At 72.3% G+C, this 25865-nt stretch carries 23 protein-coding genes and 1 tRNA gene; 20 read left to right on the top strand and 4 right to left on the bottom strand.

From position 1 onward, the window contains the following. Window positions 1-143: 143 nt before the first annotated feature. On the bottom strand, window positions 144-1187 hold the full coding sequence (selD, locus tag ACZ61E_RS28505; RefSeq protein ID WP_469702884.1) for a selenide, water dikinase SelD: 1044 nt from the start codon (window positions 1185-1187) through the stop codon (window positions 144-146). A gap of 55 nt (window positions 1188-1242) precedes the next feature. Here selD and ACZ61E_RS28510 point away from each other — a divergent pair. The 8 genes from ACZ61E_RS28510 to ACZ61E_RS28545 all read left to right on the top strand — a co-directional run bounded on the left by ACZ61E_RS28510 (window position 1243) and on the right by ACZ61E_RS28545 (window position 9079). After that, a tRNA-Sec gene (locus tag ACZ61E_RS28510) sits at window positions 1243-1336 on the top strand. 21 nt (window positions 1337-1357) lie between these two features. Beyond that, window positions 1358-2677 carry an L-seryl-tRNA(Sec) selenium transferase gene (selA, locus tag ACZ61E_RS28515; RefSeq protein WP_469702886.1) on the top strand — a complete coding sequence of 440 codons (1320 nt, stop codon included), beginning with the start codon at window positions 1358-1360 and terminating at the stop codon, window positions 2675-2677. Between the two features lie 2 nt (window positions 2678-2679). Continuing rightward, window positions 2680-4443: a selenocysteine-specific translation elongation factor gene (gene selB / locus ACZ61E_RS28520; RefSeq protein WP_469702887.1), complete on the top strand. Its 1764-nt coding sequence runs from the start codon at window positions 2680-2682 to the stop codon at window positions 4441-4443. A 240-nt stretch (window positions 4444-4683) separates the two neighbouring features. Beyond that, window positions 4684-5211: a GNAT family N-acetyltransferase gene (locus ACZ61E_RS28525; protein WP_469702888.1), complete on the top strand. Its 528-nt coding sequence runs from the start codon at window positions 4684-4686 to the stop codon at window positions 5209-5211. Window positions 5212-5400: 189 nt separating this feature from the next. Next, entirely contained in the window at window positions 5401-6984 is a 1584-nt protein-coding gene (locus ACZ61E_RS28530; protein ID WP_469702933.1) for a PP2C family protein-serine/threonine phosphatase, read from the top strand. After that, window positions 6981-8105, top strand: a complete 1125-nt coding sequence (locus ACZ61E_RS28535; RefSeq protein ID WP_469702890.1) for a cobalamin B12-binding domain-containing protein — start codon at window positions 6981-6983, stop codon at window positions 8103-8105. Before ACZ61E_RS28530 ends, ACZ61E_RS28535 begins: the two co-directional genes overlap by 4 nt. Continuing rightward, window positions 8102-8524 carry an STAS domain-containing protein gene (locus ACZ61E_RS28540; protein WP_469702891.1) on the top strand — a complete coding sequence of 141 codons (423 nt, stop codon included), beginning with the start codon at window positions 8102-8104 and terminating at the stop codon, window positions 8522-8524. The genes ACZ61E_RS28535 and ACZ61E_RS28540 overlap by 4 nt, the downstream gene beginning before the upstream one ends. Before the next feature lie 48 nt (window positions 8525-8572). Beyond that, window positions 8573-9079 carry a MarR family winged helix-turn-helix transcriptional regulator gene (locus tag ACZ61E_RS28545; protein ID WP_469702892.1) on the top strand — a complete coding sequence of 169 codons (507 nt, stop codon included), beginning with the start codon at window positions 8573-8575 and terminating at the stop codon, window positions 9077-9079. Between the two features lie 39 nt (window positions 9080-9118). Here the strand turns inward: ACZ61E_RS28545 and ACZ61E_RS28550 are convergent, their stop codons facing one another. After that, the gene (locus tag ACZ61E_RS28550; protein WP_469702894.1) at window positions 9119-9361 is read right to left on the bottom strand and encodes a DUF6411 family protein; all 243 of its coding nucleotides are present in this window, start codon (window positions 9359-9361) and stop codon (window positions 9119-9121) included. 287 nt (window positions 9362-9648) lie between these two features. Here ACZ61E_RS28550 and ACZ61E_RS28555 point away from each other — a divergent pair, with 287 nt between their 5' ends. From ACZ61E_RS28555 to ACZ61E_RS28570, 4 genes are all read left to right on the top strand, one after another. Then, window positions 9649-10077 (top strand): hypothetical protein, encoded by a 429-nt coding sequence (locus ACZ61E_RS28555; protein WP_469702896.1) that lies wholly within the window; start codon window positions 9649-9651, stop codon window positions 10075-10077. A gap of 493 nt (window positions 10078-10570) precedes the next feature. Continuing rightward, entirely contained in the window at window positions 10571-10762 is a 192-nt protein-coding gene (locus tag ACZ61E_RS28560) for a DUF6381 family protein (protein WP_469702897.1), read from the top strand. Between the two features lie 114 nt (window positions 10763-10876). Continuing rightward, on the top strand, window positions 10877-11788 hold the full coding sequence (locus tag ACZ61E_RS28565) for a MerR family transcriptional regulator (protein WP_469702898.1): 912 nt from the start codon (window positions 10877-10879) through the stop codon (window positions 11786-11788). Between the two features lie 104 nt (window positions 11789-11892). After that, complete coding sequence (locus ACZ61E_RS28570) at window positions 11893-12624, top strand: DUF7873 family protein (RefSeq protein ID WP_469702899.1); 732 nt, start codon at window positions 11893-11895, stop codon at window positions 12622-12624. Window positions 12625-13019: 395 nt separating this feature from the next. Here ACZ61E_RS28570 and ACZ61E_RS28575 read toward each other — a convergent pair whose 3' ends face one another. Beyond that, window positions 13020-13901, bottom strand: a complete 882-nt coding sequence (locus ACZ61E_RS28575; protein ID WP_469702934.1) for a peptidoglycan-binding domain-containing protein — start codon at window positions 13899-13901, stop codon at window positions 13020-13022. A 150-nt stretch (window positions 13902-14051) separates the two neighbouring features. Further along, window positions 14052-14993 carry a peptidoglycan-binding protein gene (locus ACZ61E_RS28580; protein WP_469702900.1) on the bottom strand — a complete coding sequence of 314 codons (942 nt, stop codon included), beginning with the start codon at window positions 14991-14993 and terminating at the stop codon, window positions 14052-14054. Window positions 14994-15282: 289 nt separating this feature from the next. Here ACZ61E_RS28580 and ACZ61E_RS28585 point away from each other — a divergent pair, with 289 nt between their 5' ends. From ACZ61E_RS28585 to ACZ61E_RS28620, 8 genes are all read left to right on the top strand, one after another. After that, on the top strand, window positions 15283-16386 hold the full coding sequence (locus ACZ61E_RS28585) for a sensor histidine kinase (protein WP_469702902.1): 1104 nt from the start codon (window positions 15283-15285) through the stop codon (window positions 16384-16386). Next, entirely contained in the window at window positions 16383-17474 is a 1092-nt protein-coding gene (locus ACZ61E_RS28590; RefSeq protein WP_469702904.1) for a hypothetical protein, read from the top strand. The genes ACZ61E_RS28585 and ACZ61E_RS28590 overlap by 4 nt, the downstream gene beginning before the upstream one ends. Beyond that, complete coding sequence (locus tag ACZ61E_RS28595; RefSeq protein ID WP_469702905.1) at window positions 17462-18118, top strand: response regulator; 657 nt, start codon at window positions 17462-17464, stop codon at window positions 18116-18118. The genes ACZ61E_RS28590 and ACZ61E_RS28595 overlap by 13 nt, the downstream gene beginning before the upstream one ends. A gap of 223 nt (window positions 18119-18341) precedes the next feature. Continuing rightward, window positions 18342-19403 (top strand): peptidoglycan-binding protein, encoded by a 1062-nt coding sequence (locus ACZ61E_RS28600; protein ID WP_469702906.1) that lies wholly within the window; start codon window positions 18342-18344, stop codon window positions 19401-19403. Between the two features lie 247 nt (window positions 19404-19650). Next, window positions 19651-21444, top strand: coding sequence for a glycoside hydrolase family 3 protein (locus tag ACZ61E_RS28605; protein WP_469702907.1), 1794 nt, complete (start codon window positions 19651-19653; stop codon window positions 21442-21444). Between the two features lie 38 nt (window positions 21445-21482). Then, entirely contained in the window at window positions 21483-22769 is a 1287-nt protein-coding gene (locus ACZ61E_RS28610; protein ID WP_469702909.1) for an exo-beta-N-acetylmuramidase NamZ family protein, read from the top strand. A 45-nt stretch (window positions 22770-22814) separates the two neighbouring features. Continuing rightward, on the top strand, window positions 22815-24584 hold the full coding sequence (locus ACZ61E_RS28615; RefSeq protein WP_469702911.1) for a serine hydrolase domain-containing protein: 1770 nt from the start codon (window positions 22815-22817) through the stop codon (window positions 24582-24584). 162 nt (window positions 24585-24746) lie between these two features. Then, window positions 24747-25835: a PP2C family protein-serine/threonine phosphatase gene (locus ACZ61E_RS28620; RefSeq protein ID WP_469702912.1), complete on the top strand. Its 1089-nt coding sequence runs from the start codon at window positions 24747-24749 to the stop codon at window positions 25833-25835. Window positions 25836-25865: the final 30 nt, after the last annotated feature.

Here is a 25865-nt window from a genome sequence, read left to right on the forward strand (position 1 = left end):
CTTCTCCACAGATCCGCAGTTGACTGCCGAACCGCCCACCACCCCCCCCCCCCCCCCCCCCCCCCCCCCACCCCCCCCCCCCACCCCCCCCCCCCCCCCGGGCCCGGGGGCGAGACACCCGGGCCCGCGGTCTTGCGCCGGGCTCAGCGGATCACCAGCGTGGTGCCGGCCACGGCGGGCACCAGTTCCCCGACGACCGGATGTCCGGGGATCTCTCCGGCGACCAGCAGGCCGCCGGAGGTCTGCGCGTCGGCGAGCAGCCGCAGTCGGTCCTCGTCCGCCCGTCCCGCGTCCAGGTGCGGACGCACCCAGTCGAGATTGCGGCGGGTGCCTCCGCTGACGTACCCGGCCCGCAGCGACTCCCGGGCACCGTCGAGCACGGGGACGGCGGCGGCGTCCACGACGGCCGTGACGCCGCTGGCCCGGGCCAGTTTGTGCAGATGGCCGAGCAGACCGAATCCGGTCACATCGGTGGCGCACACGGCGCCGGACTCCAGGGCGGCGGCACTGGCCTCGTCGTTGAGGGCCGCCATGACGGCGACGGCGTGCGCGAAGACCTCGCCGGTCCGCTTGTGGCGGTTGTTGAGGATCCCGACGCCCAGCGGTTTGGTCAGTGTGAGCGGCACACCCGGCCTGCCCGCGTCGTTGCGCAGCAGCCGGTCCGGATCCACCAGGCCGGTGACTGCCATTCCGTAGAGCGGTTCCGGGCTGTCGATGCTGTGGCCGCCTCCGACGAGGCAGCCGGCGGCACGGGCGACGTCGAGCGCTCCCGCCAGGACCTCCCCGGCCAGCTCCGCGGGCAGGACGTCACGCGGCCAGCCCAGCAGGTTGAGCCCGACGAGGGGCCGGCCGCCCATCGCGTAGACGTCGGACAGGGCGTTGGCCGCGGCGATCCGGCCCCAGTCGCGGGCGTCGTCGACCACGGGTGTGAAGAAATCGGCCGTCGACACCACGGCGGTGCCGTCACCGGTGCGCACCACGGCGGCGTCGTCGCCGTCGTCGAGGCCGACCAGCAGCCGGTCCTCGTCGCCGCCCGGGTCCCGTCCGGGGTCCGGGGGCGGCAGCAGTCCCGCGACCATCGCCTCCAGTTCGCCCGGGGGGATCTTGCAGGCACAGCCGCCGCCGCGTGCGTAGCCGGTCAGCCGTACGGGCGCGGCGGACCCGGCGGCGGTGCCAACAGTCGTCATACGACGATCATTTCACTCTTGCCCCGGCGTCGTGCGGCGATCAGAATCTTGTCCCGGAGGCGTTGGGCGGGCTGGTGCCCCTCCCGATCTTCAAAATCGGTGTGGTCCGGAAACCGGGCCAGGCGGGTTCGATTCCCGTCCGCCTCCGCTGACTTCGATCGGGGTGCACGGTGGCGGACACGACACGGCGGCCGCCGGTGGACGCCCGGCGGCAGGTGCCGAGCACCACGGTGCTGCTCGGCGATCCCCGGCTGGGCGAAGCGTCCGCGCGGCTGGGCAGACCCCTCGTCAAGGCCGCTGTCGCCGTCGCCCAGCAGGCCGTGCGCGAGGGACGGATCGGGCCGGGTGACGCGGTCCGGGCCGCTCTTGCCGCGCTTCCCGCACGGGCGGCCGGCCTGCGTCCCGTGCACAACGCCACCGGCGTGGTGCTGCACACCAATCTGGGGCGGGCCCCGCTGTCGCGGTCCGCGCTGGAGGCGATGGCGGCGGCCGGCGGATACACCGATGTCGAGCTGGACCTGGGGACCGGCAGACGGGCGCGGCGCGGGCGCGACGCGATGGCGGCCCTCCGGGAGGCGGTGCCGGCCGCCGAGGATGTCCATGTGGTCAACAACGGGGCCGCCGCGCTGGCGCTGGCGGCGGTGACGCTGGCCCCGGGGCGCGAGATCCTGCTCAGCCGGGGGGAGTTCGTGGAGATCGGTGACGGCTTCCGGATACCCGAACTGCTGACCTCCTGCGGTGCCCGGATACACGAGGTCGGGACCACCAACCGCACCCGTATCGCCGACTACGCGGACGCCGTCGGCCCGGACACCGGCCTCATCCTCAAGATCCATCCGTCGAACTTCACGGTGAGCGGCTTCACCCAGGGCGTGGACGCCGGTGGACTGGCCTCGCTGGGCCCGCCGGTGGTGGTCGACATCGGCTCCGGCCTCCTCGTGCCCGACCCGGTGCTGCCGGACGAGCCGGACGCGGCCACGGCCCTGAGCGCCGGGGCGACGCTGGTCACCGCCAGCGGGGACAAACTGCTCGGCGGCCCGCAGGCGGGGCTGGTGCTCGGCAGGGCCGCCGTCGTGGAGCGGATGCGCCGCCATCCGCTGGCCCGCGCGCTGCGCGTGGACAAGTTCACCCTGGCCGCGCTGGAAGCGACCCTGCGCGGCCCCGAGCCACCCGTGCACGAGGCCGTGCACATGCCGTTGGAGCGGCTGCGCGTCCGCACGCTGGATCTGGCGGAGGAGGTGGCGCGCCACGGTCTGGACGCGCATGTCGTGCCCTGCGAGGCGGTGGTGGGAGGGGGCGGTGCCCCCGGGACCGCCCTGCCGTCCTGTGCGCTCAGCCTCCCCGACGACCTGGCGACGCCGCTGCGCACCGGAGAACCGGCGGTGCTCGGCCGGGTGGTGCGGGGGCGGCTGCTGCTGGACCTGCGGTGCGTACCGGAGGCGTGCGACGGCGACGTCCTCGCCGCCGTGCTGCGCGCGGCGGGGCGGTGATCATGCGGGTCGTCGCGACGGCGGGGCACGTCGACCACGGCAAGAGCACGCTGATCGAGGCGCTGACGGGCAGTCACCCCGACCGGCTGGCGGAGGAGCGGCGCCGTGGTCTGACCATCGACCTCGGCTTCGCGTCGACGGATCTGCCGTCGGGCGAGCGGCTCGCGTTCGTCGACGTACCGGGACACGAGAGATTCGTCCCGACCATGCTGGCGGGCGTGGGGCCGGTGCCCGCCGTGCTGTTCGTCGTGGCCGCCGACGAGGGCTGGATGCCGCAGTCCGCCGAGCACCTCGCCGCCGTGGACGCCCTGGGTGTGCGGCACGGACTGCTGGCCGTCACCCGCTGCGATCTGGCCGACCCCGGTCCGGCCGTGGCGCAGGCACGGGACCGGATCCGGGCCGGCACCCTCGGTGACGTCGAGGCCGTGGCCGTCAGCGCCCGCACCGGCGCGGGACTCGTGGAGCTGCGAGCGGCCCTCGGCCGGCTGGCCGCGCGCCTGCCGGACGGGGACGCCGACTCCCCGGTGCGGCTGTGGATCGACCGGGCCTTCGGCGTGCGCGGCAGCGGGCTGGTGGTCACCGGCACGCTCGGTGCGGGGCGGATCCGCCGGGGCGATGTGCTGGTGACCGCCCGGACAGGCCGGCCCGTGCGTGTCAGGGGCCTGCAAGCCCTCGGCGAGGAGACCGATCTGGTCCGGGCCACCGCCAGGGTCGCCGTCAACCTCAGGGACCTCGACAAGGGGTCGACGGGCCGCGGCGACGCCCTGCTCACCCCGGAGAGCTTCCTGCCCAGCCTCCGCTGCGACGTACGCCTGCACGGCGGGACACCGGCGGCGGCGCTGCCCCGCGCCGCGGTCGCGCACATCGGCTCGGCGGCCGTGCCCGTACGTGTACGGGTGCTCGGCGAGGATGTCGTCCGGCTGACCCTGCCGGCCGAACTGCCACTGCGCATCGGTGACCGCGCGGTGCTGCGCGATCCCGGTCTGCGGCGTGTGCTGGCCGGTGTGGAGGTGCTCGACCCCCAACCGCCCGAGTTGCGGCGCCGGGGCTCCGCGGCACGGCGCGCGGCGGAGCTCGCCGACGCCCGTGGCACTGCGGACGAGGCGGCCGAGCTACGGCGCCGGCTGCTGGTCAGGAGCGGGGAGTTGACGGCCATGGGGGTGAGGGTCCGTACCACTCCGGTCGCGGGCGACTGGCTCGCGGACCCCGCCCACTGGGCCGCGTTGAGAGCCCGGCTGGCCGAAGTGGTCACCGGGTACGTCGCCCGGCGGCCCACCGAGGAGGGCATGCCGCTGGAGGCCGCCCGCCACCGTCTGGGGCTGCCGGCCGTCTCTCTGGTGGAGGCGCTGGTCACGCCTCCCCTGCGGCTGAGCCGCGGCCGTGTGGCGGTCGGGCCCGCGGCGCTGCCCGTCGCTGTGGCGGACGCGGTGCGCCGGCTCACCGAGGAGCTCGTGCGCCGGCCCTTCGCCGCGCCCCACGCCGGGCGGCTGGTGGAACTCGGCCTCGGCCGCCGCGAGCTCGCCGCCGCCGCCCGCCACGGGGCGGTGCTGCGACTCGCCGAGCACGTGGTGCTGTTGCCGGACGCCCCCGCGCTGGCGGCAGACCGGCTGAGCGGACTCGACCAGCCTTTCACCGTGGGAACGGCGAGCCGCGCCCTGGACACCACCCGGCGGGTCACCGTCCCCCTGCTGGAGCACTGCGACGATCAGGGCATCACCGAGCTGCTCCCCGACAAACGGCGCCGGTGCGCGCCCCGGGCGGTCTGACCGCGGAGGTGTTCCGGCGCGCTCTCGACGCCGTGGTGCCGGGAGGCCCGCCGGGGCGCCGCGCGGTTCGGCGGAAGGGCCGTCCTGCGCCGTGCGACCCCCACCCGTGCGGCCGTGTTCGAGACGGCGTCCTTCGCCGAGGCAGCCGGCTTCACCGACCGCCGCCTCCCCCGGCGGCGCAGCCGGGCTCCCACCCACCCGACGACCCGGCCCGGTCCCCGGGGGAGGCAGAGTAGGGGCATGTCCAGCTACGCGCCGATGGCGTTCCATCTTCAGACCGAGCGGCTGACACTGCGGCCGTGGGCAGCGTCGGACGCGGCCGATTTCCGCGCTCTCCTGGCCGAACGCGGCAACGGGACGCCCACGGTCGAGCACACCCGGACGTCCATCGCGGAGCTGCTCGCCGCGACGGCGGACACGGGTATCGCCCTGCTGCCCGTCCAGCGCCGTGCCGAGGGTGATTTCATCGGCTACTGCGGGTTGATCATCGGCCGCTCCACCCTGGAGGAGCCCGAGATCGCGTACGAGCTGTTCCAGCGTGCGCACGGGCGTGGCTACGCCACCGAGGCGGGCCGCGCGGTGCTCGACGCCGCTGTCGCCACCGGACGCGGACGGCTCTGGTCGACTGTCGGCACGTGGAACACGCCGTCGCTCCGGGTCCTTGAGAAGCTCGGGTTCGAGCGGGATCACGTCTCCACGGACGGCAGCGGTGAGGTGGCGTGGCTCACACGTTCGTTGCCAGGACCCCGGATTCACCGCCCGGACTGACGGAGGCGGCTCCCGCCGGGGTGGGTGGGTTGCCAGGGTGCGCCCCGGTGGTAGATGGTTGCCTTGAAGCAATTGTTGTCGAGTTTGATGAGGTGAGGGACTCGCCCAGCGGGTCCTCGATCTTTGGTTTCCCCTCAAGCGCTGTCCGCCGCGGAGGCGGACTTTCCGTGGGGCCTCGCCCCGTACCCCGTGCTGGTCGCCGACGCACGGGGCACGGTGGTGCGGCGCAACGACACGGCCGGGATTCTGCTGCCGGCGGCGGCCCCGGGGGCGTCGCTGGCGGACACGGCTCCGCACTGGCTCGCCGCCGCACACCGCACTCTGGACACGACCGGCCCCCACGCGGCCTCCGCGACGGGGGCTCCGCACTCCGGTGCGATCGGCGTGCGGCTCTTCGAGGCGCACCCCAGCGTGCAGGACGACGGCTCGGTGGCGTGGTGGCTGGTCGACGACACCGATCACCACTTGGCGCGGGAGGCCCTGCGTGTGGAGCGGGAGCGGACCGCGTTCCTCTCCCGGGCGTCGAGCACCCTGCTCTCGTCACTCAATCTCGGGCGCTGCATGGAGGTGACCGCGCAGCTGGCGGCGGAGAACCTCGCGGACGCGGCGCTCACCATCGCGCCGATCCGCGGCGGCCGGCTGCCGGTGGTGACGTGCCTGCGCGACGGGGCCCCGAGCCTGTCGTACGAGACAGTGCGTCCGGACGACGTGCCGGGGCTGGGAGAGGCGCTGCGCGGGTTCCCGCCGGTGCCCTCGCAGTGGCTGGACCCGGCCACGGTCCCCGAGTGGATGGTGCCCGAGGGTTTCGGGCCCGTCGGCTCGATCGCGGTCACCCCGTTGCCGGGACACGGTGTGCCTGCCGGGGCGCTCGTGCTGCTGCGGAAGGAGATGACCACGGGGTTCACCGACTCCGAAGAGGTCTTCGCCCGACTGTTCGCGGCCCGTGCGGGGGCGGCGATGTCGGCCGCGCGCTTCTACGCGGAGCAGACGGCGATCACCGACGTGCTCATGCGTGAACTCCTGCCCCCGACCCTGCACCAGATTTCCGGGGTGGACTTCGCCGGCGGCTACCGGTCCTCCAACGATCGCGAACGGGTCGGCGGTGACTTCTACGACGTACACCCCGCCGCGGTCGAGGGCGACGCCTCCCTGGCCATGATCGGGGACGTGTGCGGCAAGGGCCTGGAGGCCGCCGTGCTGACGGGCAAGATCCGTAACACGCTGCACGCCCTGCTGCCGATGGCGGACGACCACGAGCGGATGCTCGGCCTGCTGAACACCGCGCTGCTGAACTCCCACCACACGCGGTTCGCGACCCTGGTGCTGGCCTCCGCCGTACGCCGGGGCAGCACGGTGGATCTCAGGCTGACCAGTGGCGGCCACCCCGCCCCGCTGATCGTCCGCGCGGACGGGACGGTCGACGAAGCGGGCACCCGCGGCACCCTCATCGGGGCCCTGCCCGAGATCTCCGCGCGTACGGTCGCGATGTCGCTGGCGCCCGGGGAGTCCTGTGTGCTCTACACGGACGGCATCACCGAGGCCAGGGGCGGTCCGATGGGCGACACGCAATTCGGAGAGGAGCGGCTCAAGCGCGCCCTCGCCGGATGCGCGGGCATGCCGGCGGAAGGGATCGTGGAGCACGTGCAGATGCTGGGCGCCCAGTGGCTCGCGGGCCGCCCGCACGACGACATAGCGATTGTCGTGATCTCCGCTCCCCGTACCCGTCATCTGAGTGCGGTGGACGGGCACACACGGGGCAGGTTCACCGCATGAGTACCAGCAGCCCGCCCCGCCTTCCCGCCTCCGAATCACCGGCGCAGTCGCCGTCGCCGTCGCCGCAGCGGTCACGGCAGTGGGCGGAGCAGTTGTGGCAGGCGGTCGTGGCCGCGGACGAGTTCACGGCCACGGAGGTGGTGCTCGGGGCACTCGACGAGGGGGCGGGCCCGGAGAGTGTGCTGCTCGACGTCATCGCCGTGGTGCAGGGCAGGATCGGGGAGGAGTGGGCGGCCAACCGGCTCACCGTCGCGCAGGAGCACGCCGCGACCTCCATCAACGAGCGGGCCGTCGCCGCGGTGAGTGTGCACCCGGCGGCCCGCACCACGGTGACCCGGGGCCGGATCACGGTGGCCTGCGTGGACGGCGAGTGGCACGCCCTGCCCGCCCGTCTGCTGGCGGAGGTCCTGAAGCTGCGCGGCTGGCGGGTCGACTACCTCGGCGCCCAGGTCCCCTCTCCGCATCTGATCGCTCATCTGCACAGCATCGGCGCCGAGACGGTCGCCCTGTCCGGCTCGATCGCCACCAGACTCCCCGCCGCCCACGCGGCGATCACCGCGTGCCAGGCCATCGGCGTCCCCGTCCTCGTCGGCGGCGCCGCCTTCGGGCCGGACGGCCGGTACGCGAAGCTGCTCGGCGCCGACGCCTGGGCCCCCAACGCCCGCGCCGCGGCCGACCGTCTCGCCCGCATGCCGCTGCCGCGCCCGCTGGTCGACCACCAGCAGATCGACGACCTGCCGCACCTGGCCGACCAGGAGTTCACCCTGGTCACCCGCAACCGCGACTCCCTGGTACGGGACGTCTTCGCCGCGATGGAGGACGCGTTCCCCGCGGTGCGCGGCTACAACGACTTCCAGCGCGAGCGCACCGCCGAGGACCTCGCGCACATCGTGGAGTTCCTCGCCACCTCGCTCTACCTCGGCGACGAGGAACTCTTCACCTGGTTCATCACCTGGACCGCGCAGATCCTCACCGCCCGCGGCGTCCCCGCTGAGAGCCTGCCCCCGGCGCTGAAGCTGCTGGCGAGCGAGCTCCAGGACTTCCCGCGGGCCGCCGGGATTCTCCGGGCCGGGATCCGCACCCTCACCACCGCACCCTCCACCGCCGGGAACACCGCATGACTTCACTCCCCTCCGGCCCCTCCGGCCTCCTGCGTCTGACGACGGCCGACACCGAGGACACCGTCCGCATCGAGGTGCACGGCGATCTGGAGTACCTCAGCGCCGGACTGCTCCTCGACGAGGCGACCGCCCGGCTCGCCGCCCGGCCCGGCCTGAAAGATCTTCATCTGCACTGTGCGGGGATCGGCCTGGTCGACTCCATGGGCCTGTCCGCCCTGCTGATGATCCGTCGCCGCACGGACGCGGCCGGGGTGCGTCTGCACCTGGAGGACCGGACGGCCGAACTGGACCGGCTCCTGCGGCTCACCGTTACCCTTGATTACCTCACGGCGCCCCTGTCCACCGGCGCCGCGGGGTCCTCGGCGCACGAGGACAGCGTGGTGGCGGCCCGCCCTACCGGCCCGGACGGGACCACTTGAGCCACTGCCCGGCCGTTTACCGGGCAGAAGCATCCAACGAGGGTAAATGTGACCGACCCAGAGGACACCCCCGCAAGCATCTGGCCCGAGGCGGCGACATCCGCGAGCAGCATCACCGAACTGCTCGACGTGATGTGGGACCACGCGAGAAACGCCACCGCGAGCATGACCGCGCCCAGCACCACGTCCCAACTGCGCCTGATGTACGTCGTCGACCGCGAGGACGGCATCCGGATGCGCACCGTGTGCCAGCGCCTCGCCTCCGCGCCTTCGACCGTGACCCGCATGTGCGACCGCTTGCAGGCCATCGGCTTCCTGGAGCGCATGCCCTGCCCGGACAACCGCCGTGAAGTCGCCCTGCGGCTGACCATCACGGGCAAGAGGCACCTGCGGCACATCCGCGAGCGGCGCGACAGCACGCTCCACCGGGCCATCGCTCATATGCCGCCCGCGGAACGGCGCGCGCTCGCCAGAGGACTCGCGGGGCTCCGGGCGGAGCTCGAAGCCGGCCGCGGCGAGGAGCACGAAAGACCCGGCGCCGAAGTAGTGGCCTGACGTATCCGCGACCGGCCCGGAACTCGCGTGCCGTGGGGGTCAGAACGGCATACGGCCACGGGTGCGGCGGCCGGCGGAGCCACTACGGCCGACAGCCTTGGAACTGCTGCGGAAGGGCTTGCTGAGGGCCCGGCCCAGCACGCCGGGGGCCTTGCCGCCGGCACGTGAGCCGAGACCCAGCGTGCGCTGGGTACCGCGCTCCGGGTGGCGGGACAGGCGGGGTACGAAGAACGCGAGAACTGCCAGCACTGCGCAGACAGCGACGATGCCGATGACCATCACGAGAGGCTCCCTGGGGTGGTGTGGTACGTGGCTGTCGGGTGCCCCGCAGGAGCGCGTGCATGCGGCGGCACCGGCGGGGTGACGCCACGACCGGTACGCACGGTCCACCGGAACGGTCGACTCGCGCTCCTCCCGGACTCCTCGAACGCGTACTCCCTCACCGGACCGGGCACACGCCACCCGGACACACGGGGCGCGGCCGGCTCCGCCCGACGGATCACCACGCCCCGCGAAACGAGCAACGGCCCGAGGCCGGGGGCCTCGGCAGCGAAGGGATTCACCCACGTATGAGCGAGACCTCGGCACCGGGACTGGACCGCGCGCCCTTGACCACCGAGCCCGTCCTGGACATACAACTTCAGCTCCTGGTACGGCTGCTGAGTGAGCATCCGCGCACCAGTCTGCCCATCACGCTGTGCCTGCCCAGCGGTGTCGTCCACGGTGACCTGATCGCGCACGAGGCGTGGAAGGCGGACTGGGCGCAGAGCCTGCCACCGGACGAGGGCCCCGGGGCGCGGCTGCTCTCCACCTTCCCGGAGGTGGTCGACCAGACCGTGGACGAAATGACCGGCCCGGACGGCCCGCAGGGCCTTCCCCAGTGGATCCACCTGCGCGATGTGACCATCGCGGGCGGCACATCGCAGCACATCGACGTGACGCTGTGGCGGGGCCGGCTCGCGGACATCTGCGGCTGGTCGCTCGGCAGGCCCAACTAGCGCCTGTCGTTCGGATCCTGCCGGGCTCACGTGCCCTGGGGCCACACGCTGTGGCCGAGCACCGGCTGCCGTCCGTCGGACCCTGCCGTCGTGGTGACGGGCGAGCGCGGCGGGCGGCGCCTGCTCGGCGCGGGGATCTCGGGCGTCGGCGAGACCGGCACGGAAGCGGTGCGGCGGCAGCGGGATCCGTCTGTTGCCGGGGTGACTCACGCGATGGGGAACCGGGCGACGTACTCGGCGAACGGCGGGATTCCGGCTTCCGCGCGCCGCCGCACGTCGAGGTGCCGGTCGGCGTGCCGCGCGGTCGGGCGCCGCCGGGCCAACCGCTCCGCCGGGTCGCCGCTGTTCGTGTCGCGCGCCCGCCGGGGATTACGGGACAGCCCTGACGCACGAAGGTGGGGCCGGTTCGACGCGACGCTCCCGGGTGGCGCACGGCCGGCGGGGCTGTTTGGCTGGAAGTGACACCTCTCGGTGCACGGATCGAGGCTCGGTCATGGATGAGACAGGCGGATCGCGACGCCACCTCCAGCAGATGCGTGAAGAGGCCGCCGCGGCACAGACGGAAGCCGAACGGACCGGCGACCCCGAAGAACGGGGACGGCTCGAGCGGAAGGCGCGGCGGCTGAGGTTCGACAGTGAGCAGGAGAGCATGATGGCGGCCGGGGACATCCACCCCGCGCGGTAATGGGGTGGGGCGCAGGCCGTCGGCGCGCAGTGGTGTGTACGCGGTTGCACCTTCCGTAGCGGCATGTGGTCCGGTGGACTCACGCCCGGATGCCTTGAGGAAAGGTCCCTGCTCATGCCCTCGAACTTCATCTCGCCCCGCCGGGTCAAGATCGGTGACGCGGCGGCCTTCGTGGGCAGTACGCCACGGGCGATTCGCCATTACCACGAGATCGGTCTGCTCCCCGAGCCCGAGCGGGGCGGCGACGACCGCCGTCGGTACGGGTACGAGGACATGATCCGGTTGCTGTGGATCCGCAAGACGGCCGACGCCGGGATCGCGCTGGACGACATCCGGGACGCCTTCACCGCCGACACGGTTTCCGCGGGTGCGGACGGCGGAGAAGCCATCGCGGGCGTCCTGGAGCGGCTGGAGGAGACCCTCGCCGAGCAGGAGGCGGAATTGCGGCGGCAGCGGAACGCCGTGCGGCGGATGCGCACCGAGGGCAGCCGGATGGGGCTGCTCTCCGACTTCGTCACCGAGCGCCTCAAGGGCCTGCCCGAGGGCTCCCTGCGTCAGGCGGACCTGGACACGCTGCTGGTCACCGAGCGGATCTTCGGCCCGCTCGGCGCTGCCGTCCAGGCCACCCGCTTCATCGTGCTGGCCACACATCCCGCTCTGCGGGAGGATTCCGACCGCGTCGACGACGCCGAGGAGGCACTCGACGACAGCGTCGCCGTCGATGATCCACGGGTGGCCCAAGTGGCCGCCGAGCGGCACGCCTTCGAGAGTGTCCTGCACGCCGTCATCGAGGAGTCCGGCCTGGACAAGGACGACGACGCCCTCTTCGACGCCTGGGACGCGCTGTACCCCACTGCCGCCGACGACGGAAAGGGCGAGGTCAACCCCGGCCGCGGCAGGCGGGAGGCCGGCTCCATGAGCGCGTTCGAAGCCATCGGCAAGATGCCGTACGACTTCTCCCCGGCCCGTCTGCGCTGTATGGAACTGGCGCTGGAACTCTCCATGCAGGACCCACCCGCCGCCTGAACACGGCGAACACGTCCCGGCCGCCGGACGACCGGCCGGACAGGCATCGCAGGACAGGCGTTAAATCGGATGTGCGTACGGCGCGGGGTTGTTAGGTTCGCCGTGTGCCGAAGCTGAATCAGATCATCGCAGTCGAAAAGGGCGTCAAGTCCAAGGCCCTCCAGGAGCTGACCCAGGCTCACCAGGACGTGCAGAAGCCCGCCCTGCTGGCCGGGATCTCCCGGACCTACCAGCCCAAGGACGAGGAGGGCGAGCAACTGCCGCCCGAGTCCACGCGGGTGCAGATCAAGGCCGAGGACGCTCTGCGCGCGACGGCCGGGACGCTGACGCGGCTCTTCGACGTGACCGCGACGAAGGACTGGGCGAACCGGTCCGCGGTCGCGGACGTGGTGGTCGACGGTACGGTGCTGCTGCCGCAGGTGCCGGTCCCGTACCTGTTGTTCCTGGAGAAGCAACTCACCGACCTGCACACCTTCGTGCGCAAGCTGCCGGTGCTCGACGCCTCCGAGTCGTGGAACCTGGACCCGTCGACCGACTCGTGGAAGACGGAGCCGGTGCGGACCATCCGCACGAAGAAGGTTCCGCGCAACCACGTGAAGGCCGAGGCCACCGAGAAGCACCCGGCGCAGGTCGAGGTGTACTACGAGGACGTCGCGGTGGGTTACTGGACCACGGTGAAGTTCTCCGGCGCGCTGCCGGCCCGGCGGGTCAACGAGCTCCTCGACCGTGTCGAGAAGCTCCAGCAGTCCGTCAAGTTCGCCCGCGAGGAAGCGAACAACACCGAGGTCACCGACCAGCGGATCGGCGACGCGGTATTCGGCTACCTCTTCCGGTAGCCCTCACATTCGCCCTCCGTCGCGAGCGGAGGGTGCGCGATGAGCGCAAGCTGAAACTGATGTTGAAGCTGATGAAGGGGTGTCAGTTGGGGGTTCGAATCCCTCTCCCCGCACCACGTGCGGGGATGGCCCAAGCCTGGCAGAGGCGGCCCCATGAAACTCAGATTCTCGCTCCAGTCTCAGTATTCGCCGCCGAACACCGGATCGACCGAGCGTGGGCGAACATCGACGGATGGGGGTTCAAGTCCCCCCGGCGCCTCTCTCGTGGCGCTGTAGTTCAAAGGCAGAACACGTCGATCTCAATGTGACCCGCGGCTCTTAAACGCCGTCGGTGTGCGCAAATGGGCGGCAAGCTGGAGCCCGGGAGCTGGACATGCTCCCGGGCTCCGTACTGTTCACGGCACCAGGTCCCGGGCCTGCTCGATGAGGGCGCGGGCGGTGCCCTCCACGGCGTCGTAGCGGTCCGGGTAGGCCGAGACCTGTACGGCCTGGGCCACTTGGCCCGCGGAGTAGTCCGGGTGTGCCTGGGCGGCGGCGACGGCGCGGGTGAAGAACGAGTTCGAGGCGTGGGCGACGTCCATGATCTGTTCCGGCGTTCCCCAGCCCTGCGAGGGCCGCTGCTGGAACACGCCGAGGGAGTCCCGGTCGCCGCAGTCCAGGTTGTTCATGTTCGACTCGACCACGCCGGCCTCGAATCCGGCGAGCAGCACGCGGTCGTCGACACCGAGTTCGACGGCCTTGCGGTAGACGGCCTTGAGCACCTCGGGGTCGGCGCTCGGCGGGACCGTGCAGCCGCCGCCCCCGCCGCCTCCGCCCTGGCCGACGAGGCTCCGCCAGGTGTCGGGGCCGACGACCCCGTCCGCCGCGAGCCCCTGGCCGCTCTGGAAGTCGGTGACGGCGGAAGTCGTGGCGGACCCGAACCGGCCGTCCACGGACAGACCGTAACCGTGCTTGTTCAGCGCCGTCTGCGCGGCGGCCACCGCGTCACCCGAGGAACCCTGCCGCACGGTCACGATCAGCCCCGGCCAGGTCTCGGCACCGATCACCCCGTCCACCCCGTACCCCTTGGACGCCTGGAACGCGAGCACGGTGTTCTCGGTGGCCGGACCGAAGTCGCCGTCCACGGAGATGTCGTAGCCGTGGTCCCGCAGGAGGTACTGGGCGGTGGTGACGTTCGCCCCGGTGGTGCCCTGGGCCAGGGCGGGCCAGGCCGGGGCCGCGGTGGCCCGCTGTGCGAGACCGAGTAGCGCCGCCAGGGCCGCGCACGCCACGGTCATCGCGACCAGAAGGCGGAACAGGGACGGCTTCACGGTTGGTGCTCCGGTGTTCAACACGTACTCCCGACGACGAGGGATGAAAGGTGTGGGGGGAGGAGCCCTCGGCGGGGGGGGTGGGGCCCTGCCGAGGGTCCTGGCATCCGCGGGCTGCTACTCGATGCAGCCACCGGTCGGGAGGCCACCGACCGCGGGCGGGGTGGTTCCGTCGTAGATGGCCAGCAGGTAGGGCTGCGGGCAGCGGTTGACGCCGCCCGCGACGATCTCCAGATGCAGGTGCGGGCCGGTGGAGTTGCCGGTGCTGCCGGAGAGGCCGAGCTGGGTGCCGGCTCCGACCCGGACACCGGATCCGGCCCCGTGCGCGGAGAAGTGGCAGTAGAAGTAGGTGGCTCCGTTGTCGCCGTCGACCTGGTAACCGAGCCCGCAGCGGGCGTTGTTGATCCGGTGGGCGACGCCGGAGTCCACCGCGTACACGGGGGTTCCGGTGCCGACCGGCAGGTCGAGGGCCGGATAGTCGTGGTGCGGGGCGCCGTAGGAGCCGCGGCCGAGCGTGTCGCGCGGGATGGGCAGGGATCCGCCGCCCCCGCCGCCTCCGCCCTGGCCGACGAGGCTCCGCCAGGTGTCGGGGCCGACGATGCCGTCCACGGCGAGTCCCTGGCCCCGCTGGAAGTCGGTGACCGCGGACGCGGTGGCCGGCCCGAACTGCCCGTCCACGGACAGACCGTAACCGTGCTTGTTCAGCGCCGTCTGCGCGGCGGCCACCGCGTCACCCGAGGAACCCTGCCGCACGGTCACGATCAGCCCCGGCCAGGTCTCGGCACCGATCACCCCGTCCACCGCGTACCCCTTGGACGCCTGGAAGGCGCGTGCGGCGTTCTCGGTCTCGGCACCGAACGCCCCGTCCGGGGCGATGCCGTGGCCGTGGGCGCGCAGGAGGTACTGGGCGGTGCCGACGTCCGCGCCCGTCGATCCGTTGCTCAGGACCGGCCAGGACGCGGCGGCTCCGGCCTGCGGAGCGAGACCGAACGTCATCATCAGGGCCGCGCAGACCGCGGCCAGAACGGACCAGTTGCGGCTGGTTCTTGTTCTCGTCATCATCCGGACTCTCGGCGTCGGGGAACACGGGGGAACAGGGGGACCGAAGCTAGCCGTGAACTCCCTTGCGCACATCGCGTGTTCGACCGACTTCTGCGGCGGATGCGGCCGGTCTCCGGGAGCGGCACCGGGCAGTCGGCCCGCTTCGGTATAGTCCGCGAGCCGGAATCCGCCCCGCGCGAGCGGTCGACCCAGCCCAGGAGGCGGTGCTCCGATGCCCGCGCAGGCGCCCCACCGCCTTGAGCCGGTGCTTCAGAACCCTGAACCGGACCCGCCGGACACCACCCCCGTGAGCGGTGGTACCGAAGCGCTGTTCCTGGCCTCAGCGCGCCGGCTGGCCGGCCCCGTACGGGGTGTCACGGTCGTGGTCATCAGCGCCTTCGGCCTTCTCGGGGTGCCGGAGCGGGCGCTGCCCCTGGGGGTCTCGCTGTTCGGTCTGATGCTCGCCGGGGCCGCGGTGGACTGCTGGACGGGGCTCACCGGCCGGGCCCCGCTGCTCTCGCTGGCCTGCGCTCTCCTGCGGGTCGTGGCCGTCTGCGCCGGCCATGACGCGCTGGGCGGGGAGACGAGCCTGTGGGCCCTGAACGTGCTGACCACCACGGCGATCACCCTCCAGTGGGAATGGGCACCGGCGGTGGCCGTGCCCTGCGTCGCGGGGCTTCTCGCCTTCGGCCTGGCCGCGATGGGCTCGGAGGCCGTCGACACGCTCGTGCCGCGCCTGGTCTTCGAGTGCTTCCTCGCCCGTCTGGGCTTCACTCTGCTGCGCCGCTCGGGGCGGCGGGTCGACCGGCTGCGTCGGCGCGGTTCGGCACTGGCCCGCGCCGAGGCGCTGGCCGTGGCCCGGCACCGCCAGGAGCGGGAGTATCTCGCGCTGCTCCACGACACGGCCGCCTCGACGTTCCTCATGGCCGCGGTGCGCGGCCGGGACGCCGATCCGGACGAGGTCGCCGCGTACGCCCGGCGCGACCTCGCCCTGCTCACCGGCACGGCGGGCGAGTCCCCGGCGCGGGACAGCCCCGTGGACCTGCCGGCCTCACTGCGTACCGTCCTGGCGGGCAGCCGGGTCGACGTCCGTGTCGGTGCCGAAGCGGCCGGCGGACCGGTGCCCGCCTCGGTGGCCCTGGCGTTCGTCCGTGCGGTGCGCGAGGCGCTGGTGAACGTGGAGCGGCATGCCGGGACCGGCGCCGCCACGCTGAGCGTGCGCAGGGACGGAGAGCGTGTCGTCGTGGTGGTGTCCGACGAGGGAGTGGGCTTCGACCCGGCCGGGGTGGCGCCCTCCCGGCGCGGCATCCGCGGCTCCATCACCGAACGGATGGCCGCCGCCGGCGGGTGCGCCACGGTGCGCTCGCGGCCCGGGGCGGGGACGTGTGTACGCCTGGTGTGGCCCCGGTGACCGGGCAGCGGCACGCGGCCACCGGGCACGTGTACGCGACGATGCGGATCGTCCTGGTCTGCGCCACGGCCGTCCTGCTGGTCGGCCTGTCCCTGCGGCCGGTGCTGGAGGAGGACTACCGGCACCGGGGCCTGGCCGTGTGCGCCTTCGCGGTCCTGGCCTGCGTCACAGGTGCCTGTTCTTGGTGGGCGCTCAGGCGCAGGCCGCTGCCGGTCCCGCTCACGGTGACGGGCACGCTCCTCGTCCTCGCCGCCGCGACCGCCGCCACCGTGGCGGTTTCCCCCGGGCGGCGTTTCGAGGCACCGGACTGGTCCTCCGGCCTGGCGGGCTGGTACGTCCTGCTGCTGTTGCTGGACCGGCTCCGGGCCCTGGTCGTCGTCCTGGCCGCGCACACGGCGATGAGCGCGGGACTGTTCCTGAGCGCGGGCCTGCCCGACCGCGCCGCCCTCGGCACGGCCGGGGCCGCCACCTTCGGCGCGGTCGCCGTGCAGGTGGCCGTCGTCGTGATCACGAGGGTGCTGTGCGGGCTCAGCCGCGAGGCGGCGGAGGCCGCCGAGGAGCGGGACCGGCTGCTGACCAGGGTGCTCGCGGCGCACCAGTGGCGGGAGGGGCAACGCCACCTGTTCGCCGCGCAGCTGGGCACGGTGCTGCCGCTGCTCGCCGCCCTGGCCGACGGTCTCACCGATCCGCGCGACGAGGACACCCGGCGGCAGTGCGCCCTGACGGCCACCCAGTTGCGCCGTCTCTTCGCGCAGAACGACGACGTGCCCGACCCGCTGGTCCACGAGGTGACCGCGTGTGTGGATGTGGCGGAACGGCGGGGTGTGGACGTGTCCTTCGCCGTGAGCGGAGCGGCCGTCGAACTGCCCCTCCGTATCCGCCAGGAGCTGACCAGGCCCCTGGTGACGGCATTGTCGGCGGCACGACGGCGTGCCAGAGTGAGCGTGCTGCGCACCGAGGAGGAGGTGCGCGTCGCCGTGATCGCCGACGCACGCGCCGTGGCCGACGCCACGTCCACCGGGCCGGTCGAGATCGAGTACGGCCGTTACGGGGAGTTCCAGCGCTTGGAGACGCGATGGCGGAAGTGACCGGGCTGACCGCGGTCATCATCGACGACCACCCCGCGGTACGGGCCGGGATCGCGCAGTGGCTGGCGGCGGGCACCCCGCCGATCCGCGTCGCCGCGTCCGGCGAGGACGTCCGGTCCGCCTGGACCGGCGAGGGCGCCGGCGCGGACGTGGTGATCCTCGATCTGCACCTGGGCGGACCCGTACCCGCGATGGGTGAGCTGCGCAGGCTGACCGAGGCGGGACGGCGGCTCGTCGTGTACTCGATGCGCGCGGACGACGACATCGCCCTCCAGTGCCTGGAGTTGGGGGCGCTGAGCTATCTGACGAAGGCCGAGGGTGCCGAGCATCTGCTGGAGGCCGCGGTGATGGCGGCCGCGGGCCGTGCCTACACCCCGCCCTCGCTGGCGGGCGCGCTGGCCGGGGACCGCTCGGCCACCCGCCCCAGTCTCTCGGCGCGCGAGACCGAGGTGCTGATCGAGTGGTTCCAGTCCGAGTCGAAGGCGTTCGTCGGCCAACGCCTCGGTATCTCCCCGCACACGGTGAACACCCATCTCGAACACATCCGGGTCAAGTACGCGATGAGCGGCAGGCAGGCCCCGACCAAAGCCGCGCTCCTGGCTCGGGCCATCCAGGACGGGCTGATCGGTCTGGACGACCTGTGAGGGAACACGGCCCGGGGGGGGCGCGGCCGGCCCTGCCCTGCCGCGTCGGGGACGGCCCCCCGGACGCTCATTGGTGCCACCTCTGACACTTCGGCCTCGCATCTTGACCTGCGGCTCTCCTGTGCCATTCTCGGAAAGCCCGTCAACTGAGCCTGCCCGAGCGCCCAGCCGGTCCGGCGCGCCCCCGTACGCCGACCGGAACCCGGCCCACCGAGGAGGAACGATGAAACGACCGCGTCGCTCAGGCAAGCCGTTCGTGGCCGTCGCGGCCTGCGCCCTACTCGCCTTCCAGGCCGGTGCGCCGGCTTCCGCCGAGGGCGTTCGCGACCGGTCGGCGCCGCCCGTCGACTTCCAGCTGCCCTTCGCGTGCGGACAGCAGTGGCGGCTCGACACCTGGGCGCACGCGCCCGCCCTGGACATGGTGCGCGAACCCGACCAGGTCGGCACCGAGGGGGCGTTGCTCGTCGCGGCGGCGGACGGCGTCGTCAACATGTCCTTCTCCCACGCCAACGCCGGGAACGTCATCCAGATCGACCACGGCAACGGCTACTTCACCACCCATCTGCATCTCCAGTCGCGCTCCGTCGGTGTGGGCACCTCCGTGACGCAGGGTCAGACGATCGGGCGGGTCGGGAAGACGGGGCCGACCTCGAACGGCCATCCCCATCTCCACTTCGAGCTGGGCCACGACGCCGACGGCGACGGGGAGGCCAGTTGGGGCACATCGGCCTCCGAACGGGTCAGGCCCTGGTTCGACGGGGTCGAGTACGGTCAGGCGAACGGCCGGACCTGGCGCAACGTCGCCCGGGACTGCGGCGGCACTCCCCCGACGAGCTGCTCCGGGGTCGGCCTGGACTTCTCCGCGTACGCGACGATCCGCGGCGGCTCCAGCGGTGATCTCGTGAAGGCCGCGCAGTGCCTGCTCAAGGACTCCGGCAACGACCCGGGAGCGCCGGACGGCGAATTCGGTCCGAACGTACAGACGGCGACCCGTGGTTTCCAGGCCGACGCCGGACTGGACGCCGACGGCGTCATCGGTCCGAAGACGTGGACGGCCCTGCTGTCCTACGGCTCCACCCCGACGCTGCGCAGCGGCTCCGGCGGCGCGGACGTGAGCAGGCTCCAGCGCGCGCTGACCGCGGCGCTCGGCAGCACGGTGGGCATCGACGGTTCCTTCGGCCCGGCGACCGAACAGGCCGTCCGTACCTACCAGTCCTCCAGGGCGCTGGGCGCCGACGGCATCGCCGGTCCGGCCACCTGGGGCGCCCTCCAGGCCGGCGAGTAGCGGAGTCGCGCGAGGGAGGCGCCGGTTGACCGGCGTGGCGCTCCGCAAGGGCGTACGACGGGGCTGCGGCGGGGCGAACAGCCAGTGGTCTACACCAGTGTAGTACCGCTGACCTGCACGAATGGCTCCCATCAAGGTGCGCTCACCCTCTTGACCTGAGGTGTGAATGAGCCATAGACACAGGCACAGACCTGTCGAGTCCACGCCAACCCGCCCAACGGCAAAGGAGTGCGCGATGGTTCACGCGATGCGCCGAGACCGAAGATTCCGCAGGCAGGTCACGGTCACGGCGGCCGTGTGCGGTCTGCTGCTGTCCCTGCCGACCGCCGTGTCGGCCCAGGCGCCGGCGCCTCGGGGGTGGGTGGAGAGGACCATGGCCCGGATGACGCTGGAGGAGAAGGTCGGCCAGCTGTTCACCACGTACGCCTACGGCACGTCGGCCGACACCGGCAAGCCCGCCGACGTCACGCGGAACCGGAGCTGGCTCGGCGTCGACAACGCGCGACAGGCGATCGACAAGTACCACCTCGGCGGCGTGATCTACTTCGCCTGGTCCGACAACCTCCAGAACCCGGAGCAAGTGGCCGCCCTCTCCAACGGGTTGCAGCGGGCCGCGCTCGACCAGCCGGCCGAGGTGCCACTGCTGGTCAGCACCGATCAGGAACACGGCATCGTCCAGCGGCTCGGACCGCCCGCGACGCAGTTCGCGGGGAACATGGCGCTCGGCGCCTCCGGCAGCGCGCGCGACGCCCGAGAGGCCGGGAAGATCGCCGGGAAGGAGCTGCGGGCGGTCGGCATCAACCAGAACTTCGCCCCCGTCGCCGATGTGAACGTCAATCCCGCCAACCCGGTCATCGGCGTGCGGTCCTTCAGCAGCGATCCGGGGCTGGCCGCCGATCTGACGGAGGCACAGGCGCGCGGCTACCAGAGCGGACGTGCGGGCGTGGTCGCGACCGCCAAACACTTCCCCGGGCACGGCGACACCGATGTGGACAGCCACGTCGGTCTGCCGGTCATCACCCACACCCTCGACGAGTGGCGGGAGATCGACGCGCCTCCCTTCCGGCGGGCCGTGGACGCCGGTGTCGGCGCCGTCATGACCGGTCACATCGGGTTCCCCGAGCTCGACCCCACCGGAGACCCGGCCACCCTGTCGGAGCCGATCATGACCGGACTGCTCCGTGACGAGATCGGTTACGACGGTGTGGTCGTCACCGACTCGCTCTCCATGGCCGGGGTACGGGAGACCTATCCGGACGACGAGGTCCCGGTCAAGGCGCTCCAGGCCGGGGTGGACATGCTGCTGATGCCCCCCAGCCTGGACACGGCGTACAACGCGGTGCTGGACGCCGTCGCCGAGGGCGAGCTGACCGAGCGGCGCATCGACACGTCCGTGCGGCGGATCCTGACCCTGAAGCAGCAGCAGGGCATCGTGAAGCGGCCCTTCGCCGACCCGCGCGCGGTCGACAGGACCGTGGGGTCGCCCGCACACCTGCGGGCCGCGCAGCGCATCACCGACCGGACCACCACGCTCGTCAAGAACGACGACGGGGTGCTGCCGCTCGCGGACGACACGGGGAGCGTACTGGTCACCGGCTGGGGCGAGGCCACGACGTCCCAACTGGCCGCGCTCATCCGCCAACGCGACGTGACAGCCACGTCCCGCCACACCGGCACCAACCCCGGCGCCGCCACGATCGCCGCCGCCGCGGCCGAGGCCGGCGCACACGATTCCGTCGTGGTCCTCACCAGCGGCGCCGGGGCCAACCCGGGGCAGTCCGCCCTGGTGAACGCAGTGATCGAGACCGGCAAACCGGTCGTCACCGTCGCCGTCGGCACGCCGTACGACATCGCCCGCTACCCGCGGGCGGGCACCCATCTGGCCACGTACTCCTACCGCGAAGGCGCGCTGGAGTCGGTGACCCGGGTGCTGTTCGGCGAAGTCCGCCCGCGCGGCACGCTGCCGGTGACGATCCCCAGGGCGGACGACCCTGGCCGGCCCCTGTTTCCGCTCGGCCACGGGCTGAGCTACCGGCACTGACGAACCACCGGCACGTACGAACAAAGGACATCACCACCATGCGACGCAGAGATCTACTGACGGCGGCCGCGACCTCGGCCGTGGCCGCGGGCACGGCCGGGCTGGCGGCGGCCGGCCCCGCCTCCGCGCAGGGCAAGGGGCACACCGCGAAAGGCAAGGTGCGCACCGGCTTCGAGACGCTGCGCCGCGGCGACTACGCGTCCGTGACCGGGCAGCGGGTCGGGATCATCTCCAACCCCACCGGTATCGACCGCGAGTTGAACCACATCGTCGATGTGATGGTCGCGGACGCGACCGTCAACCTGGTGGCGATCTTCGGCCCGGAACACGGGTTCCGGGGCATCGGACAGGCCGGTGAGGGCGAGGAGTTCTTCATCGACGAGAAGACCGGGCTTCCCGTCTACAACGCGTACAACAACTCCGCCACGATGGAGCGGCTCTTCGCCGAACTCGAACTGGACACCGTCGTCTTCGACATCCAGGAGGTCGGCGCCCGCTTCTACACCTACATCTGGACGATGTATCTGGCACTGGAGGCCGCCGCGAGCCTCGGCGTGAAGTTCGTCGTCCTCGACCGGCCCACCCCGTTGTCCGGAAGGGACGCGTACGGGCCGGTGCTCCACCCCGAGCACTCCACGTTCGTCGGGCTCAAGGCCATCGCGCAGCAGCACGGCATGACGCCGGGAGAGCTGGCCCTGCTCTACAACGAGGTGTTCGTACCGGCCGCCACCGGCGGCAAGCAGGCGGATCTGCACGTGCAGCGGCTGTCGGGCTGGGACCGGCGCATGCGGTACACGGACACCGGGCTGCCCTGGGTGGCACCCTCGCCCAACATGCCCACGCTCGCCACCGCGGACATCTACGTCGGCACCTGTCTCTTCGAGGCGTCGGCACTCTCCGAGGGCCGCGGGACCACTCAGCCGTTCCAGCTCATCGGCGCTCCCGGCATCGACCACCGCTGGGAGAGGGCGCTCAACGCACGCGAGATGCCGGGGGTCCGCTTCCGCGAGGCGTACTTCAAGCCGGTGTTCTCCAAGCAGCAGGACAAGACCTGCGGTGGTGTCGAGGTGCTCGTCACCGACGTCGACCGCTTCGAGCCGATCCCCACCGCGCTCGCCATGATCACCGAGCAGTGGCGGCTCTTCCCCGAGTACCGCTGGCGTTCCCAGGACGTCACCAGCTTCTGGATGGACAAGCTGAGCGGCGACACACGGGTGCGCGAGGCGATCGAGAACGGTACGGACGCGGCCGACATCCCCGAGGTCTGGCACGACGACCTCAAGCGGTTCCGCGCGCTGCGCCGGGAGTTCCTGATCTATCGCTGAGTCCGTCCCGATCCCGGCCAACCGGTGAGAGAGCAGAGTTGACGCATGAGACGCAGGAACTTCCTCCACGCGGCGGCCGCGGTCGCCGGAGCGGGAGCGGCCCTTCCGCTCGGCGGCACGGCCCACGCCGCCACGCCCACGGGGGCACGGACGGGGCCGCCGGTCATCACCCCTGACGACATCCGGTTCCCCGCCGTCTCGCGCAGGTTGCGCCCCGGCTCCGCCGCCCGGGCCGGGCTGATCGCGGAGCACGTCGACCGGATGGCCGACGAGGCGGCGCGTTATCTGGAGCCGGGACCGGGCCGGCCCGACCCCTCGCACCCGGGCTTCGTGCTCATCGCGGCGCGCAACAGCGTGGTCGTCACCCACGAGGCGCGCGGCCACGCGGTCCGGTACGCGAGTTGGGACGCGGCCACCGGGACCCCGGTCGAGCTGCCCCGCGACCAGTGGGTGCCCATGGCGAAGGACACCCTCTTCGACATGGCGTCGGTGAGCAAACTCTTCACCTCGACGGTCGCGACGCAGTTGTGGGAGCAGGGTGTCATCGACCTGGACGAGCCGGTGGCGAGGTATCTGCCCGAGTTCGCGGCGGCCGATCCGGCCAAGGCCGCGATCACCCCGCGCCATCTCCTGACGCACCGTTCGGGCCTGGTGTCCTGGATGAATCTCGCCGACCACCCCGACAACGACGCGCGGATGGCGGCCATCTACGCGTCCGTACTGCGGCGGGAGCCGGGAAGCGGCTACGAGTACTCCGATCTGAACCTGATCACGCTGGGGCGGTTGCTGCACCGCGTGACGGGAGAGCCGCTGGACAAGCTGATCGCCGACCGGGTCACCGGACCGCTCGGCATGACGGAGACGATGTTCAACCCGCCGCGGAGCCTGCTGCCGCGGATCGCGGCGACCGAGTACCAGCCGGGTACGGGCCGGGGCATGGTCCACGGCACCGTGCACGACGAGAACGCCTGGTACCTGGGCGGTGTCGCGGGCCACGCGGGCATCTTCTCGACAGCCGCCGACATGGCCGTCTTCGGGCAGATGCTCGCCAACGGCGGGCACTACGCGGGCACCCGTGTCCTGTCCGAGGCGACGGTCCGCAAGACGCTCGTCAACTACAGCGCGGACATCGGTGCCTCGCCGCGCGGACTCGGCTGGCAGGTCGACCAGCGGTTCTACATGGACGCGCTGACGTCCCCGGTGACCGCCGGCCACACCGGTTACACGGGTCCCTGCATCACCGTCGACCCGGTCGACCGCACCGTGTTCGTCTTCCTGGCCAACCGTGTCCACCCCACGCGTGAGTGGGGTACGGAGAGCGACTACCGCCGGGCGCCCGCACGGGCGTTCGCCCGCTCGGTGCCGGTGAGGCCCGCCACCGGGAGGACGGCGTGGTTCTCCGGCATGCCGGACGGCGCCGACGTGACACTCACCGCGCCGCTGAGCGGGATGCGTACGACGGGGGAGGTCTCCTTCCGGCTCTGGTACGACACCGAGCCGAAGACCGACAGCGGCAGCCTGGAGGCATCCACGGACGGCGGCTCCACCTGGGCCCCCGTCCCGCTGGACCTGAGGGCGAGAAGCCGGCGCTGGAGCACCGGGGGGACGTTCGACGGTTACTCGGGCAGGCAGTGGATCAAGGCATCGGCCGAGGTCGCCGCCGACACCACCCATCTGCGCTGGGCGTACCGCACCGACGGCGCCTACCAGGGGCGCGGCATCTACGTCGACGCGATCCGGGTCACGAGCGGGGGCCACGACGTCTTCGACGCCAGGCGCCTGGAGTCCGACGGCTGGCAGGAGTCGGCCGACTGACGCCGCCGGGCCCCCGGCCCCTGACACCGCCCCACGGGGGACCACATCGCGCTCATGTGGTTTTGGAGTGAATTATGGTGGTTTTGATGGCAGGTGGACCTGCTGTTCCCGTGATGGGGTGGCTGAACGGAGAGACGGGGGCAAGCGGACAGGACCGGTGACATGGACGAGCGGCATTCCCGCATCCAGCAGTACCCCTGGCTGGCCCCGGTACTTCTCGCCGCGGCCATCGGCCTCGAACTGCTGACTCCCGCGATCATCAACGGGGCCGCTCTCGTCGCGGTCGCCGGCATGGTGGCAGCCATCACCTCCACGTTCCGCGACACCCTGTTGATCGTGACCATCGGAGTCGTGATCATCCTGGTCGCCGCGGTGCTGAGCGAGTTCACCGACTTCGAGAAGGGCGTACAGATCGCCGAGGTGGTCGTCGCCGGCGCGCTCGCGCTGGCCGTACGGCGCATGCTCGACAGACAGAGCGCGAGCTTCTCCGTGGTCAGGTCCACGGTCGAGATGCTCCAGCGGGCCGTACTGCCGCCGCTGCCGACGATCGTCGGGCCCATGGTCGTCGCCTGCCGGTACGAGGCGGCGTCCGCCGAGGCCCGGATCGGTGGCGACCTCTACGCCGTGGAGGAGACCCCCTTCGGTCTGCGGCTGCTCATCGCCGACGTACGCGGCAGGGGTATCGGCGCGGTGTCCTCCGTCTCCGTCATCGTCGGCGCGTTCCGTGAGCGCGCCCAGTCCGAGCCGGACCTGGCCGGACTCGCCGTACGTCTCGACGGGGCCGTCGCCCGCTCCCTCAAGCAGTACACGGAGCCGGTCGCCGCCGACGCCGCCGAGGCGTTCGCCACCGCGCTCCTGGTGGAGACCGACCCGCGTGGCACCACCCTGCGGCTGCTGAGCTGCGGCCATCCCGCGCCGTATCTCCTGCGGGAGGGCGAACTGCGCCGGCTCGACACCGGGGAGGCGACGCCACCGCTGGGGATGCGGGACCTCGCGCCGGGCACCGGCGGCCCGCGGTCGTACGACTTCCCCGCCGGCACCACGCTGCTGTGCGTCACGGACGGAGTGACGGAGGCCCGGAACCCGGCCGGAAACTTCTACGACCCCTGCCGGGAGCTGAGGCCGGTCCCGGACGGTGACCCCGAGAGGCTGATCGACGCCCTGTTCTCGTCGGTCGGCCGCTGGACCGGCGGCGAGCGCGACGACGACATGGCGGTGGTCGCCGTCGCACACGTCGGCGGCCGGGCGTGACGGACGCGCACGGAGCCTCGGTGGGCGATC

This window comes from Streptomyces sp. NPDC104581 (assembly GCF_055583685.1).